The sequence below is a fragment of the Fulvivirga kasyanovii genome, from assembly GCF_009711405.1.
Taxonomy (GTDB): Bacteria; Bacteroidota; Bacteroidia; order Cytophagales; family Cyclobacteriaceae; genus Fulvivirga; species Fulvivirga kasyanovii.
The window spans coordinates 1-14,102 of the sequence record NZ_SMLW01000496.1 but is presented as its reverse complement, the minus strand read 5'-3'; the positions used below and the strand labels follow the sequence as shown (position 1 = coordinate 14,102).

The window sequence follows — 14,102 nt, the reverse complement described above, 5'->3', positions numbered from 1 at the left end:
CAATATCAGGGTGATAATATGACTAAAGAACATTATTATGAAAACATTCAAGCAAATATATTTATGTACACTGATGGTATGCGCTGTTAGTCTTACTGCTAAAGCACAAGGACCAACCTTTATAGCTAAGGATACTTTTGAGTTGGTTGGGTATGATCAAATACACCAGGGTGCCTGGGCAGACCTGAACCATGACGGAAGCCTTGACCTTGTTCTAATTGCTGAAAAAGCCGGAATATATCAGCCGTTAATTGTACAGCTTAAAAATGATTTATTCCAATTATGCGATACCCTACGGTTTACTGAGGGCGTTGGGAATTCTTTTGTTATTGCAGATATGGATAACAATGGAAAATTGGACTTCATTTTTCCTGATGCAAACAGGCAGGAAATAGCAATCAACTATCAATTGTCAGCTATGACCTTTGAATACTCCAATACTATAAGCACTTTGGATACAATTAAGGGTATTCTGGTGCATGATATGGATAATAATGGAAGGAAGGATATTATCTGTTTCGGAAATGATGGATCTAATCCTGTGTTACGTATACTCTATAATAAAGCAGAGGCATGGTCAACCTTTGATGTAGGGCAAACCGGTGATATTGGTGATATCCATATATATGATGCCAATACTGATGGGAGACTTGACATTTTAATTGCTGGTAGCTATAACGGGATATCAAAGACAACGCTTCTTTACAATGAGCCTGGTGGCTTTACACCATCAACAGAAGAGTTGCCTGCTATGGAGTCTGCAAGATTTGCGCATGCCGATTTTAATGACGACAGCCAGTTTGATGTGCTGGTGTCAGGCAAAGATCAGTTAAATGTCTCCAAAAGTTGGCTGCGGACAGGTGAAGGAGCTGATATGCCTCTAGACTCGCTGGAGGATCGTCGTTTTGACGCTATTTTTCTTGCAGATCTAAATTCTGACGGTAAGTGTGACCTTTCTTTTAAAGAAAAACAACAAGACGGGAGTGTTGAAAACTATTTATTATTAAGCAACAACACCGGGCATTATGTCCGTGCTGATCTTAATTTTGCGAATAACTCTGCTGACAGTCAGTCATTTGGTGATAATGACAGGGATGGAGATCTGGACTTAGCCCTATTTGAGCATGAAGGAACTCCGTCTGTTAAGTTGTATAAAAATATAACACCCACAAAGAATTCAGGCCCATCGGTTCCTACAGGTAATGTCGCCTTTGTAACCATGAATGATGTTCACATAGTGTGGCAACCAAGCTCTGATGACCATACGGCTCAAGAAAGTATCAGCTATGATGTTTTTATTGGTAATGATTTGACCTCACCTGATTTTTTGTCTGCTGGTTTTGACTTAAATAATTATGCGTTCAGGTCAGTGGTAGCACATGGTAATGCAGGTCTATTGCCACAAACTTCTATAAAAAAACTTCCTGCCGGATCATACACTTACGGAGTACAGTCTATCGATAATGCACTTTATGCCCGGGTCGTAGAGTTGGATTCAGGGGTAGGCCCCGGTATTTCATTGTGCAATCAACTCATCGCTTGCGGTACTTTTGTTGTTTGCGACAATATGAACATTAGTTCGCTGGATGCCTGCCCGGGTACACCCCTTGAGATTTCTGGCCCTGCCGGTGGAGCCTGGTTTTCGGCCAATGAGGGTTTTCTGGGGTATGCTGATATACTCGTTCACGAATTTGAAAAAACAGATACACTGTATTCCTCAGTACCCAATGCATCTTCCTGCAATCAAAGCCAGATATGGATTATTAATGTTCAGGAAGTTGATTTGCCGGAAGAACTGACAGTTTGTGCGGGAGAATTTATAGAACTTGAAGTTGCTTTAGATTTTGATAGTCTTCAATGGACTTCATCAGTCAGAGGGGGTCTTTCCCGGGAATCTGAACTACAGGTTACTGCTGATACTAACGAACTTATCTATCTGACAGCCTTTATAGATGAATGTACTATTACCGATTCAGTACAGGTATGGGTTGGTGATCCTGATTTGAAATTGCTTCAGACCGAATACCATATCCTTAAAGGTGATAAAGTACAACTAAACGTCAGCGGGAATGGAAGTTTTTTATGGACGCCTCCTGCAGGATTAAGCAGAAGTGATGTGCCCAACCCTTTGGCTACTCCGGTAAAAACAACCCGGTATCAGGTACAGGTGGTTGACTCGCTTGGTTGTGTGGCATCGGCCTCAGTGCTAATACTGGTTGATGACCAGGCTTTTATCCCTAACCTGTTTACTCCTAATGATGATGGAAGTAATGACAGGCTTTTTATTTACGGGTTGAATACCGTCGAAGATTTTGACTTTAGGGTATATGATCGATCTGGCAACCTTGTATTTCAAACGCAAAACCCGGAAGATATCACCGTGGTTGGGTGGGATGGAGATAGCAAAGGAGTACCACAACCTAATGGGGTTTACTATTGGAAAGTTTCAGGAAGTCTGGCAAGCGGAAATAAACTGCTTTTAGGTGGCAGGGAGTCAGGTGCTGTACATTTAATGAGATAAACATGTTGCGACTATTACTGCTTATAATATCCATTATTACATTCACTCAGGTGGCACGGGCGCAGTATTTTCAGTTTTCTCAATATGATTTTGCGCCACAACGGATTAACCCGGCACTGGTGGCTTCATCGGATTATGCACACCTAGACCTTATTTACCGGAATCAGAATGTCGCAGAAGACTTATCCATCAAGAGTACGGCTATATCCATGGATTATCCTCTGATAGGAAGAAATGGAGGAAGCCGGTGGGGTGGCATTGGAGTGGCATTTCTTGATGATCGTTCCGGTGAAGCCGGTATATTCAAGATCAATGAAGTAGCATTTACTTCGGCTATCAATACATTCATTAGTAGAAATCAAACTCTGAGCCTTGGGGTTAAAGTCCTCTATCAAACGCGTAGACTCTCCCTTGATGCCTTGTATACAGGGTCTCAATATATACCTGAGAGGGGATTTGACCTAAGTGTGAGCCAGGGTGAAAATATTGCTGACCTGAATCGGAACATACTCACTTTCAGTGGAGGTTTGCATTGGCAAATAAACAATCGAAAAGGTGATAAATTAGGTTATGCGGGATTGTCATTTTTTGATATCAACAAGCCGGAAGAGAATTTTTTCTCTGAGGGCTCAAGCCTTTCAACTACTGCCATAGCCAGTTTTGGATTAAAAATATATAAGAAAGATGCCCTAAGTATTTTTCCTGAAATGTTATTGACAAGGGCGGCAGCGCAAAACACCCTCAATTTGGGAACAGTAAGTACCTATGAACTGTCGGATTTGAACCAACACCGTGGTAAAGTCCATCTTATAACAAAATACGTAGTGGGTAAATATGGCATAGCCGGTATCCAGTTTGAGAAGGAAAACTACAAAGTTGGTTTTAGCTATGATTTTCCGTTGTCAAAACAAATAGCAAACAATGGTGCAATTGAGTTTGGAGTTGAAATAAAAACGTTGGTTAAAAGCAAAAACAAGTATAAAAGAACCAAGACCCGAAATAGAAAACCCAGGAAAAGTCGTGGCTCAAAGATTGGAAAAAAAGTGACTAAACCTCTAAAAGAACGGTACCCTAAAAAGGATGAGCAGGAAGAATCTGAAAAGGAAAGTTTAAGACAGGAGATAGAAAATGTGATGGAAGAAAGCCCTCAGGACGATAAAAAAGTGGAGCGGGATTCGGTAGATTTAAGTGCCAAGGCTGGTAAGCTGGACCGTACCCCACTTATACCAGAGAAAACAAGGGTAAGCTTTCACTTCAGATTTGAAAGTAGTGAGCTTGACGACAAGTCAAAAATTTATTTGCAAGAGTTAGCACAAATACTAAAACAAGACCCTTACTTGAAGGTCAGTATTATTGGTCACACCGATGCACTGGGGGCTGAAGCTTATAATATGAAGCTATCAATACAGCGAGCTGAGGTAGTGAAGGCACTCCTTGTGGGAGAGGGTATCGCTAAAGATAGAATAATAGCAATTGGACAGGGAGAAACCCAGCCGATCGAATCAAATGACTCCAAAGCTGGTAGATCAAAAAACCGTAGAGTGGAGTTTATTATGTCTTATTGAGAACCGGACAAATATAGATATAGTATTAGACTCTGATTGCGGGTATATGAATTGAATAGATGGTAAAAGTTCTTTAATGAGGCTTAACCCTTATTGAGTGGCTTACGTTTATTCAATTTTGATCCCCGGATATATGAGAAAACTCACCCTCTACATCGCCTCCAGCCTCAACGGGAAAATAGCCCGGCCTGATGGTGCTGTTGACTGGCTGGATGCCATTCCCAACCCTGAAAAGAGTGACTATGGATACTATAATTTTTATAGTTCCATAGACACCACCATACAGGGATATAAAACCTACGAACAGGTCATTAACTGGGGTGTTGATTTTCCCTATGCCGGCAAGAAAAATTATGTGCTCACCAGGAAAAAAGGCCTTGCAAATACAGAACACGTAGAATTTGTGACAGAAGGCCATGTTGAATTCGTTGAAAAACTAAAACAACAAAAAGGAGGAGGTATATGGTTGGTAGGAGGTGGACAGGTTAATACTCTGCTTTTTAATGCCGATCTTATTGATGAAATTCGCTTGTTCATTATGCCAATTGTAATCCCGGGAGGCATAGAAATTTTTGAAGGATTACCAGATGAGCGACACCTGGTTCTGAAAGATAACACAGCTTATTCCTCCGGGGTGGTGGAATTGCTTTATGAGGTGAATAAAAATAAAAACCAATGATAACCCTGAAAAGAACAGACTCAACCAATGCAGACTTTGTGGCCCTCGTCAAACTACTTGATGCAGACCTGAAAGTACGCGATGGAGAAGAACATGATTTTTACCATCAGTTCAATAAAATTGATAATCTTAAAAATGTGGTGGTAGCCTATGAAAATGATACTCCTGTAGGCTGTGGAGCTATTAAACCTCACGGTGAAGGTGCTATGGAGGTAAAGAGGATGTTTGTTTCACCTGCCATGCGCGGCAAAGGCATAGCAGCAAAGGTGCTGGACGATCTTGAGCAATGGGCGAAAGAGCTTGGCTATGCACGTTGCGTGCTGGAGACCGGCAAAAAGCAACCTGAAGCTATAGGCCTGTATAAAAAGAGCGGATATCAGGTCACCGCTAACTACGGACAGTATATTGGCGTGGAGAATAGCATCTGCTTTGAGAAAAGCATCAAAGACCGGCAATCGATCCCTTCCAGGTAATGCATCCTTTAAGAAGGCATATAGAAGAGATCATATCCCTTACCGATCAGGAATTTGAATATATCCTCAGCCATTTTAAGCCATTGAAGAGAAACAAATTCCAATACATTATCCAGGAAGGCGAATCGGTAAATAAGGAATTTTGGGTAGTCAAAGGCTGCCTCAAATCCTGCTTTTTCGATCAGGATGGGAAAGAGCACATCCTGCAGTTTGCCATGGAAGACTGGTGGGTGACCGACTACGAAGCCTTTACCAACCGCACCAAAGCCACTATTTCTGTCGATTGTATTGAAGATTGCGAGCTGCTGTACATCACCTATGATGACCGGGAGAAACTAAGCAGCGAAATGCATAAAATGGAGCGGTTTTGGTCTAAGAAAACGAAACTAAGCTATATAGCACTGCAAAACAGGGTGCTTTCGCAAATGAAAGATACTGCCAAAGAAAGGTGCGAAAAGCTCCAGGCCAGATACCCGCAACTGTTTCAGCGCATACCTAAAAAGCTCATTGCCGCATATCTTGGTGTATCAAGAGAAACCCTGAGCAGGCTGTATTCCTGACCGGCTTTATCCCTTATCTGCAAAACCTTTTTTGAGTTTTCAGCATATCGATGTGATCTACATCACTTTGATATAGTGACCTGCCTCCTGTAGAAGCTGTTCGGCACAACGCAACTTTGTGTTGTAATCAATTTGATCACCAAAAAACAAAGTGAAATGCCATACATCAATATCAGGGTTACTGATGAAGGGGTAACCAAAAAACAAAAACAGGAGCTGATTGCAGGGGCTACCAAACTCATGGTAGACATCCTGGGCAAGAACCCGGAAACCACGCATGTGGTGATTGACGAAGTACCCATAGACAATTGGGGCGTTCGAGGAGAACAATATTCAGAAAGGGTAAATCAGAAAAAAGCGCAGTAAAATGAAAGGGAAAACAGTAATTATAACAGGAGCATCCACAGGTATAGGCAAGGCCATATCAAAATTGTTCATCGAAAAAGGCAGTAATGTCGTCATGAATTCATACAATGAAGCCAGGTTGCAGGCTGCCTTTGAGGAGCTAGGCTCTCCGGCCAACGCGATAACCATTGCCGGCGATATTAGCCGGAAGGAAGTGGGAGAAAGGTTGGTACAGGCCGCTGTTACCAACTTCAATAGGGTGGATGTACTCATTAACAACGCCGGAGTGTTCAAGCCTAAACCGTTTCTCGAAGTAGAAGAGGGTGATTTGGATGAATTCTGGTCCGTTAACCTGAAAGGCACCTTCTTCACCTCCCAGGCTGCCATACCCCAGATGTTAAAGCAGAATTCAGGAGCCATCATCAATATAGGCACCGTGCTGGTAGAGCATGCCATTGCCGGGTTCCCTTCCACGGCACCAATGACCAGCAAAGGTGCCATCCATGCGTTGACAAGGCAGTTAGCTGCTGAATTTGGCAAGCATAATATACGCGTCAATACCATAGCTCCGGGAATAATAAGAAGCCCGTTGCAGGGGAAAATTGGTGTGGAAGACGCGGATAGCCTTGCAGGTCTGCATTTGCTCAACAGAATAGGTGAAGCTGACGAAATTGCGGAAGCTGCTTACTACCTGGCCATTGCTGAGTTTGTTACCGGAGAAACTTTTAATGTGGCCGGCGGGCATACCGTGGGACATGCTATTTAAAGAACTATGACTATGAAGTACACTGAAAAAATCAACGATATCGAAACCGTGATTACCGGTTATTTTGAAGGGCTGTTTTATGGAGATATTCAAAAGCTGGGAAGATCGTTTGCTGCGGAGGCTTATCTTTATGGCGACATCAGAGGAGAAGCCTATTTGAAAAACCTCAAAGATTACCTGGAAGGTGTGGCGGCGAGGAAAAGCCCTCACGAATTGGGTGAGGATTTTAGAATGGAGATCCTCTCAGTCGAGGTAACCGGTAAGGTGGCTGTTGCCAGGCTTCATGTGCCTATGCTTGGTTATAATTACTACGACTATCTGGCTTTAAGCGAGATCAATGGCGAATGGAAAATTGTAAACAAACTTTTTGTTCATGTGGAATAATACGAGAGCAACGAAGCTGCTCAGGATAAAATATCCGATCATTCAAGGGCCATTCGGCGGAGGGTTTTCCTCCGCCGGATTAACCGCCACGGTTTCAAATTGCGGGGGAATGGGTTCCTTTGGGTTGAATGCATACAACGCAGAAGAAATTCTGAAAATAAACAAGGACATAAAGGCAGTAACCGATCAGCCCTATGCACTTAACCTTTGGGTGCCTTTGCAAAATGACCCGATAGAGCAATATACTTCCCAGGCTTTTGAGCGGCTAAGGGATGCCGTGAGGCCGTATTTTGATGAGCTGGGGTTAGATGTTCCCGAGTACCCGGAATATGAAGAAAACACCTTTGAAGATCAGATTGAAGCCATTCTCCAGGCTAAACCCCCGGTAATGAGCTTCATCTTTGGAATTCCTTCAAAGGAAATTATTCATGAGCTGAAACAGAATAAAACCACCATCATCATTACCGCCACAACGCCTGAAGAAGCACTACAGGCTGAGGCTGCCGGAGCTGATCTGGTAGTGGCTTCGGGGGCAGCCGCCGGCGGTCATAGGGCCTCATTCCTCAACCCAGGAGTGCGTGAGTCACTGCTGGATACAGCAACATTGGTAGAAGAAACGCTTAAAAATATAAAAATACCCATAATAGCCGCCGGAGGCCTGTCCGATGGTGATGCCATCTATAAAGTGATGAAACTGGGTGCTTCTGCCGTACAACTCGGAACAGCCTTTTTAGCCACCGATGAATCTAATGCCACAGATGTACACAAGAGGAAATTGCTATCAGAAGAGCGGTTAAAAACCACCCTTACCAAAATATATTCAGGCAGGCTTGCAAGGGCAGTGGCCAACGATTTTACAGAAGGGTTAAAACATCTTGAGGACGATATCATTGCACCATACCCGGTGCAGGGGAAGTTTCTCGCACCATTAAGGCAAGCCGCTATAGCCAGGCAAAAGTGGGAATATGTTGCGTTCTGGGCCGGAGAGCCTTCGTCTGTATTGGTTCATACATCCGCAGAGAAATTATTTCATTCCTTAACCGAGAGATTAGCTTACTTAAACAGCAAGGATATGGCTGATTAATAGCATCATAAAAAATATCCGGTTATCCGGTAACCTCATTTACCTCGCTTTCACTAAGGGCAAATTACCCTTTAATGGAAGAAATGAAAACAATGGTAAAATGAGAAACGAGAAAATAATTTTAATCTTAATGGTGGCGGCACTGTGGACAGGTGGCTGCAAAAATGATGATGATAGCGATCCGGCTCCCGAAAACCAGGTGCCGGAAAGTTTTACAATAAACACTGAAGTAGATGCTAACACTGCCAGGCTCATCTGGAGCCGGGCCAACGATCCCGAAGGAGGCAAGGTGAAATACGCCATATTTCTTGAGGGAACGGAAATAAGTGAAGGACTTACAGATACTACCTTTACCTTGTCTGATTTAACTTATGAGCAGGAGTATTCAGGTAAAGTAGTGGCCGAAGATAGTGTCGGGGCAACGGTAGAGCAGGCCTTTTCCTTTACCACGGGATTTATGTTTCTGAAAAGCCATGAAGTGGCAGGTAGTGAGTATTTTCTTGAGTACGATGAAGATGGCATGTTGGTAAATGTTGAAAATTCCGGATCTGCAACCAATCAGGTATTGCGCAATGGTAATGAGCAGGTTATAAAACTTGGTGCCAGTAGCTTTACTTACAATTCCGGCGGACTCATAAAATCGGTTGATGATGGAAACGGAGAAGGCCTTATGCAGTATGATAGCCAGGACAGGCTAATAAAAATGAGTGCAACCTATAATATCACTCCTACCTATAAAGTGCGTGTGATCCGAGACCATACGTATAATGCTCAGGATCAGCTAGTTCAGGTCCTTGAGGAGGTTTATGATTTCTATTATGAGAATTACACTTATACGCGTATAGAACTTGAATACGATAGCAAAGGCAATGTCGTACGGGAAGAATCAGCCAGTAGTTCGGACGGGGAAACGTACGGAACACCTACAGTTACAACCTATACTTACGATACTTCAAAGAACCCCTGGTACACGGTATTAACAGAACAAACCAATTTACAACCCCTGTATGTAGAAAGCAACAACCTGCTAAACAGCACTTTGAGCATGGGCAACAGCGTAGTATACCGCAGTCAATGGACAAGCAGGAATAACATTAAAAGCAGTCGTACAGAGTATGCGGGTGATTATCACCAAAGAGAGTATACCTACACCTACAACGAAGAAGGCTATCCGCTAACCTTACAGGTAGACGTATCATCTTCGGGGTATGAACCATACACATACTATCAAAGGTGGTATTACTAAAATATGTTCACAGTTCCGGGTTTGTAGTTCATAGTTATAAACTCCACTTTCTATTATAACTTACCGAACTTGTTTGCAGCTTTACTAAACTTCCAAAAGTTTGGTAAAGCTTCACCTGTTCTGTAGCACTGGCTAAGGGTTATAGCCTTAAAGCAGTGGTCTTTACGGGTTATTTACATCACTCATTAGCTGGCTTCCTGTTATCCTCATACCATTGCAGTATCGCAGGCATGTTCCTCTCAAATCCTCCCGGAATATATACATTGAGCAGTCCCACAGGTTGATCCGAATTATTGGCGAAATCGTGCATGGTGTTAGCAGGAATGAGAAAAAAGGCTCCTTTTTTTGCTTCAATCCACTCATCACCAACCAGCATGGAAGCCGTGCCCTCCAGTACATAAAAAATCTCATCATTATGCTCATGCAAATGTGCTCCTGGACCTGTAGAGTGAGGTTCAAGCCACCATTCCGAAACAGAATATTGAGCCAGGGTCTCCTCTTCATCAGCTTTGAAAATGGCCCTCATAGTACCCATATCATATTTTCTGCCTCCACCGGGTGGCAGTTTGATTAAAGCTTTTTTCTTCATGTAAATGATTTTTATATCCAACAGCACAAAACTAGCGGTTGACTATACCCCGGAATTGGAAAAATCCGACATTCTGTAATGTTGAATCTGGCCGTTCAGCATAATTTACTTCGTAAAAGCAGAATGCCTAACTTAGAAGAACACAACTCATTCAAAACCCGGTTAAGATGCATGACCCTCTGATCAATAGCTTTTTGAACTACTGGCCGCTGGAGGAACAGGCCGTACAAGCCCTTAAAAGCAAAGCCATAGGACATGCTTTAAAGAAGAAAGCCTTTATTTTGAAGGAGGGTCAGGAGTGTAACCATTTTACTTTTGTGGTGAAAGGCTGCTTAAAACTCTACCATATAGATGAACAAGGTAGCCAGCATAACCTGCAGTTTGCCACGGAAAATAACTGGCTGGCAGACTACGGCAGCTTTTATGCTGAAGAACCCAGTGAATTAAACATTCAGGCACTTGAACCTACTGAAATTTTGCAGATCGGGAAAAATGACCTTTTTGATCTCTATGACAAATTCCCTGTTTTTGACAGAAATTTCAGGATCATTATCGAAAATGCTTTTATAGAACAGCAAAAGCGCCTTCTTCAAACTATCAGCTCCACTGCCGAAGAGCGCTATCTGTACTTTTTAAAGAAATATCCCGACCTGTACAATCGCATTTCCAATGTGCAGATTGCCTCATACATAGGAGTTACACCCGAGTTTTTGAGCACCATCAGAAAGAAAATTACCGGGAACAAAATTTAAAATCATTTCTTAAACTATCTTATAGGTACGGCACCCTACGTTGTGCCATCTTTGTATTATAATTTATTGTTCACCATCAAATCAAAAAAACATATGTCACATCCATTTTTAGGTTTACGAACCTGTATTTATCGTGTAAGCGATTTAAAAGCCGCAACCGAATGGTATAGCAAGGCCTTTCAAACTGAGCCTTACTTCAATGAGCCATTCTACGTTGGGTTTAATATCGCCGGTTATGAGCTGGGCTTGCTCCCGGAAGAAAATGCACCCAAAACCAAAGCAGAAAGTGTAATGACCTATTGGGGCGTAAATGATGTGGAAAAGGAATATCAGAGATTTATCGGTTTGGGGGCTAAAGATTGTGAAAAACCACATAACGTAGGAGGGGAGCTGGTAGTAGGAGCTGTAAAAGATCCCTGGGACAATGTGATTGGGATCATTTATAATCCTGAATTTAAACTGCCCTGATGATTAAATTGGCTGGTTTGCCCTAATTTTACTGTCCAAATCACAGGCATTCATGAACAGACTGGACAGAATTACAGCTACTTTGATCCACTTGCAGTCCAAACGGCTGGTGATAGCCAAAGAAATGGCCGACAGGTTTGAAGTGAGCTTAAGGACGGTTTACAGGGACATCAAAACACTGCAGGAGGCCGGGGTGCCCATTGGCTCGGAAAACGGCGTGGGTTACTACCTCGTGGATGGCTATACGCTGCCTCCGCTGATGATCACCGAAGAGGAAGCCAACGCCCTTATGATATCTGAAAAGCTTCTGGCAAACTTTGCTGATAAATCCCTGAAAAAAGACCTGGAGTCTTTGCTTATCAAGGTCAAGGCCATATTAAGAAGCTCCGAAAAGGACAAAGTAGAAAAGCTGGAAAACAGAATTGCCTTTTCCTCCAAGCCTGAAATGGTTGAGAACTCCTGGCTATCCGTTGTTCAAAAGAGTATTACCCATGGTACGGTTTTGCACATCAGCTATTCATCCATAGGTAAAAATGAACACACCGAAAGACAGGTAGAGCCCCTGGCCATTTACTTTACAGGCAAATCGTGGGTGTTAATTGCCTTCTGCCGGTTAAGAAAGGCCCTGAGGGAATTTCGCCTTGACCATATCACCAAAGCCGTATCATTAACTGAAAAATATCACCACAAGACACCTTTTAGCATCAACGATTATTTCCAGGCACAAATAGAAAAATATTCCAAACCAAGTTGACATAGGGCTGTCAATACCCACCATCACCTTTGGCATATTATTAACTTTTAAAACAAAAAATAATATGATCAGAGTAAGTAATGAGCACCCGAAGGCAATGGAATTTACTTCATTCAAGCAAAAGGAGGGTGTAACAGATGATGAGTTGATCAGAGCGGCCATGGCCTTTGAATCAGAATTTTTAACAAAGCAACCGGGAGTGATATTTCACTGCCTTGTACGCAATTTTTCCGGTGATTATGCCAACGTACTTTTCGCTAAAACCAAAGAAGACATCAGTAACCTTGAAAAAGCAGCCCATTATGATCCTAATGCCGGGGCTTTTTTCGGTATGATCGATATGGGCAGTGTAAAAATGACTACTCAGAGTATTGAGAAGGATTTTTCCGTGCCTGCCCATTTTTCTTGCGTGGAATACGGCAGCTTCTCTTTGAAAAGCAATGACTACGAGGCGCTACAGAAAGTTTCAGAAAGTATAGAGCGTGATTACCTCTCCCAATTTGAAAACACCCGGGCACATTTTGTAGGCAGGCAAAATGAAAACTTATACACAGAAGTAACCTTCGGCGCCACCCTAGGGAAGACGAAAGAAGTATGCATGGGCTATATCGGCAACCCCATATGTCAGCCCCTGCTCGATATGGCTGATGAAAAAAGCATGCAGCTTGATTTCTGGTATGTGATCGCGTAGATTAACGCTGACAATTTAAACTTCCGGAGCCTTCCGGGCTTCGGAAGTTTGGAGAAATTTCAGGAAGCTTTAAAAAGAACCAATGGATCTGAAAGAAATAGCTACCAAAAGGTTGGCTGGTCAGCAAATACAGAATTCAGCTTACCGCAGTGCCCGTGAGGTGGTAGCTTATATGGGAGCTATGCAGGCGCAGGATTTTGCGATGTCTAAATGGGCGGTAGGTTTACGCTGTTCACAAACACTAGAGCAGGTAGAAGCCGCCATGGATAAAGGTGAGATTATCCGTACCCATTTGCTCAGGCCCACATGGCACCTGGTGGCTGCCGAAGACCTTCATTGGATACTAGAGCTTACAGCGCTGCAACTATTATCATCAATGAGCTCCCGGCACCGGCAGTTGGAACTGGATGCGAAAATCATTAACAAAAGCAACGATATCATTGTCAATGCCCTCGCCGACAAGGAGTACCTGAGCCGTGAAGAACTGGTCAAAAAGATTTCAGATGCAGGGATTGCTGTAGATGCCAACCGTTCCTCGCACCTTTTGTTCTTAGCCGAGCAGGAAGCCCTCATTTGCAGTGGAAGATCAATAGGAAATAAGACAACCTATGCGCTGCTGTCCCGGCGCGTAGAGCGCAAACGAACATTAACGCGAGAAGAAGCACTTGCCGAACTTACCCTCAGGTACTTCAAAAGCCACGGCCCCGCCACCCTGCAAGACTTCATCTGGTGGTCAGGCCTGTTGATCACTGATGCAAAAAAAGGTTTTGAAATGGTAAAGAAGGATTTGGATTCGGTAGTTAATGACGAAGAAACCTACTGGTTTTCAGAGGAGCATACACTAAATGAAATTAACCCCGGTCTTCATCTCATCCCGGCCTTTGATGAGTTCATCATCAGCTACAAAGACCGGAGAGCGGTGCTCAGCGAAAAACATCAGCAAAAAGTAATCTCAAAAAACGGCATATTCTGGCCCGTAGTTGTTCTGGATGGACAAGTTGCCGGTCTATGGAAACGGACTATAAAAAAAGATAAAGTACATGTAGAGGTAGATTTCTTCAAGCAGGTTTCTAAACAGGTGAAGAAGGAGACAGAAGAAAAAGCCCGCGAATTCGGCAAATTCCTGAGCAAGCAAGTCAGTGTTGCCTATAAAGAGTAAGTGTTGCCGTCATCCGAGGAGGCACGACGAAGTGATCCCCATTCGGAGGCACAAATGAATTATCAA

16 protein-coding genes are annotated in these 14,102 nt (G+C 43.1%); 15 read left to right on the top strand and 1 reads right to left on the bottom strand.

The annotated features are described in order from the left end of the window. Positions 1–37 precede the first annotated feature (37 nt). From E1163_RS09840 to E1163_RS09790, 10 genes are all read left to right on the top strand, one after another. The gene (locus E1163_RS09840) at positions 38–2,521 is read left to right on the top strand and encodes a T9SS type B sorting domain-containing protein (RefSeq protein WP_155171271.1); all 2,484 of its coding nucleotides are present in this window, start codon (positions 38–40) and stop codon (positions 2,519–2,521) included. A gap of 2 nt (positions 2,522–2,523) precedes the next feature. Next, on the top strand, positions 2,524–4,086 hold the full coding sequence (locus E1163_RS09835; protein WP_155171270.1) for a PorP/SprF family type IX secretion system membrane protein: 1,563 nt from the start codon (positions 2,524–2,526) through the stop codon (positions 4,084–4,086). 133 nt (positions 4,087–4,219) lie between these two features. After that, positions 4,220–4,765 carry a dihydrofolate reductase family protein gene (locus E1163_RS09830; RefSeq protein ID WP_155171269.1) on the top strand — a complete coding sequence of 182 codons (546 nt, stop codon included), beginning with the start codon at positions 4,220–4,222 and terminating at the stop codon, positions 4,763–4,765. After that, on the top strand, positions 4,762–5,238 hold the full coding sequence (locus E1163_RS09825; RefSeq protein WP_155171268.1) for a GNAT family N-acetyltransferase: 477 nt from the start codon (positions 4,762–4,764) through the stop codon (positions 5,236–5,238). Before E1163_RS09830 ends, E1163_RS09825 begins: the two co-directional genes overlap by 4 nt. Continuing rightward, on the top strand, positions 5,238–5,798 hold the full coding sequence (locus E1163_RS09820) for a Crp/Fnr family transcriptional regulator (RefSeq protein WP_155171267.1): 561 nt from the start codon (positions 5,238–5,240) through the stop codon (positions 5,796–5,798). Before E1163_RS09825 ends, E1163_RS09820 begins: the two co-directional genes overlap by 1 nt. Positions 5,799–5,954: 156 nt before the next feature. Next, positions 5,955–6,164, top strand: a complete 210-nt coding sequence (locus E1163_RS09815) for a tautomerase family protein (protein WP_155171266.1) — start codon at positions 5,955–5,957, stop codon at positions 6,162–6,164. Between the two features lies 1 nt (position 6,165). After that, positions 6,166–6,909, top strand: coding sequence for an SDR family NAD(P)-dependent oxidoreductase (locus tag E1163_RS09810; RefSeq protein ID WP_155171265.1), 744 nt, complete (start codon positions 6,166–6,168; stop codon positions 6,907–6,909). Between the two features lie 12 nt (positions 6,910–6,921). Next, a complete protein-coding gene (locus E1163_RS09805; RefSeq protein ID WP_155171264.1) occupies positions 6,922–7,293 on the top strand; it encodes a nuclear transport factor 2 family protein in 372 nt (123 codons plus the stop codon). After that, complete coding sequence (locus tag E1163_RS09800) at positions 7,283–8,377, top strand: NAD(P)H-dependent flavin oxidoreductase (RefSeq protein WP_155171263.1); 1,095 nt, start codon at positions 7,283–7,285, stop codon at positions 8,375–8,377. The genes E1163_RS09805 and E1163_RS09800 overlap by 11 nt, the downstream gene beginning before the upstream one ends. A 100-nt stretch (positions 8,378–8,477) precedes the next feature. Continuing rightward, positions 8,478–9,623 (top strand): hypothetical protein, encoded by a 1,146-nt coding sequence (locus tag E1163_RS09790; RefSeq protein WP_246223590.1) that lies wholly within the window; start codon positions 8,478–8,480, stop codon positions 9,621–9,623. A 178-nt stretch (positions 9,624–9,801) separates the two neighbouring features. Here the strand turns inward: E1163_RS09790 and E1163_RS09785 are convergent, their stop codons facing one another. Next, complete coding sequence (locus E1163_RS09785; RefSeq protein WP_155171260.1) at positions 9,802–10,212, bottom strand: cupin domain-containing protein; 411 nt, start codon at positions 10,210–10,212, stop codon at positions 9,802–9,804. A 167-nt stretch (positions 10,213–10,379) separates the two neighbouring features. Here E1163_RS09785 and E1163_RS09780 point away from each other — a divergent pair, with 167 nt between their 5' ends. The 5 genes from E1163_RS09780 to E1163_RS09760 all read left to right on the top strand — a co-directional run bounded on the left by E1163_RS09780 (position 10,380) and on the right by E1163_RS09760 (position 14,036). Further along, entirely contained in the window at positions 10,380–10,964 is a 585-nt protein-coding gene (locus E1163_RS09780) for a Crp/Fnr family transcriptional regulator (RefSeq protein ID WP_155171259.1), read from the top strand. A gap of 93 nt (positions 10,965–11,057) precedes the next feature. Continuing rightward, the gene (locus tag E1163_RS09775; protein ID WP_155171258.1) at positions 11,058–11,432 is read left to right on the top strand and encodes a VOC family protein; all 375 of its coding nucleotides are present in this window, start codon (positions 11,058–11,060) and stop codon (positions 11,430–11,432) included. Positions 11,433–11,484: 52 nt separating this feature from the next. After that, on the top strand, positions 11,485–12,186 hold the full coding sequence (locus E1163_RS09770) for a helix-turn-helix transcriptional regulator (protein WP_155171257.1): 702 nt from the start codon (positions 11,485–11,487) through the stop codon (positions 12,184–12,186). Positions 12,187–12,250: 64 nt separating this feature from the next. Then, the gene (locus E1163_RS09765; RefSeq protein WP_155171256.1) at positions 12,251–12,877 is read left to right on the top strand and encodes a hypothetical protein; all 627 of its coding nucleotides are present in this window, start codon (positions 12,251–12,253) and stop codon (positions 12,875–12,877) included. 82 nt (positions 12,878–12,959) lie between these two features. After that, on the top strand, positions 12,960–14,036 hold the full coding sequence (locus E1163_RS09760) for a winged helix DNA-binding domain-containing protein (protein ID WP_155171255.1): 1,077 nt from the start codon (positions 12,960–12,962) through the stop codon (positions 14,034–14,036). The last annotated feature ends 66 nt before the right edge of the window (positions 14,037–14,102 follow it).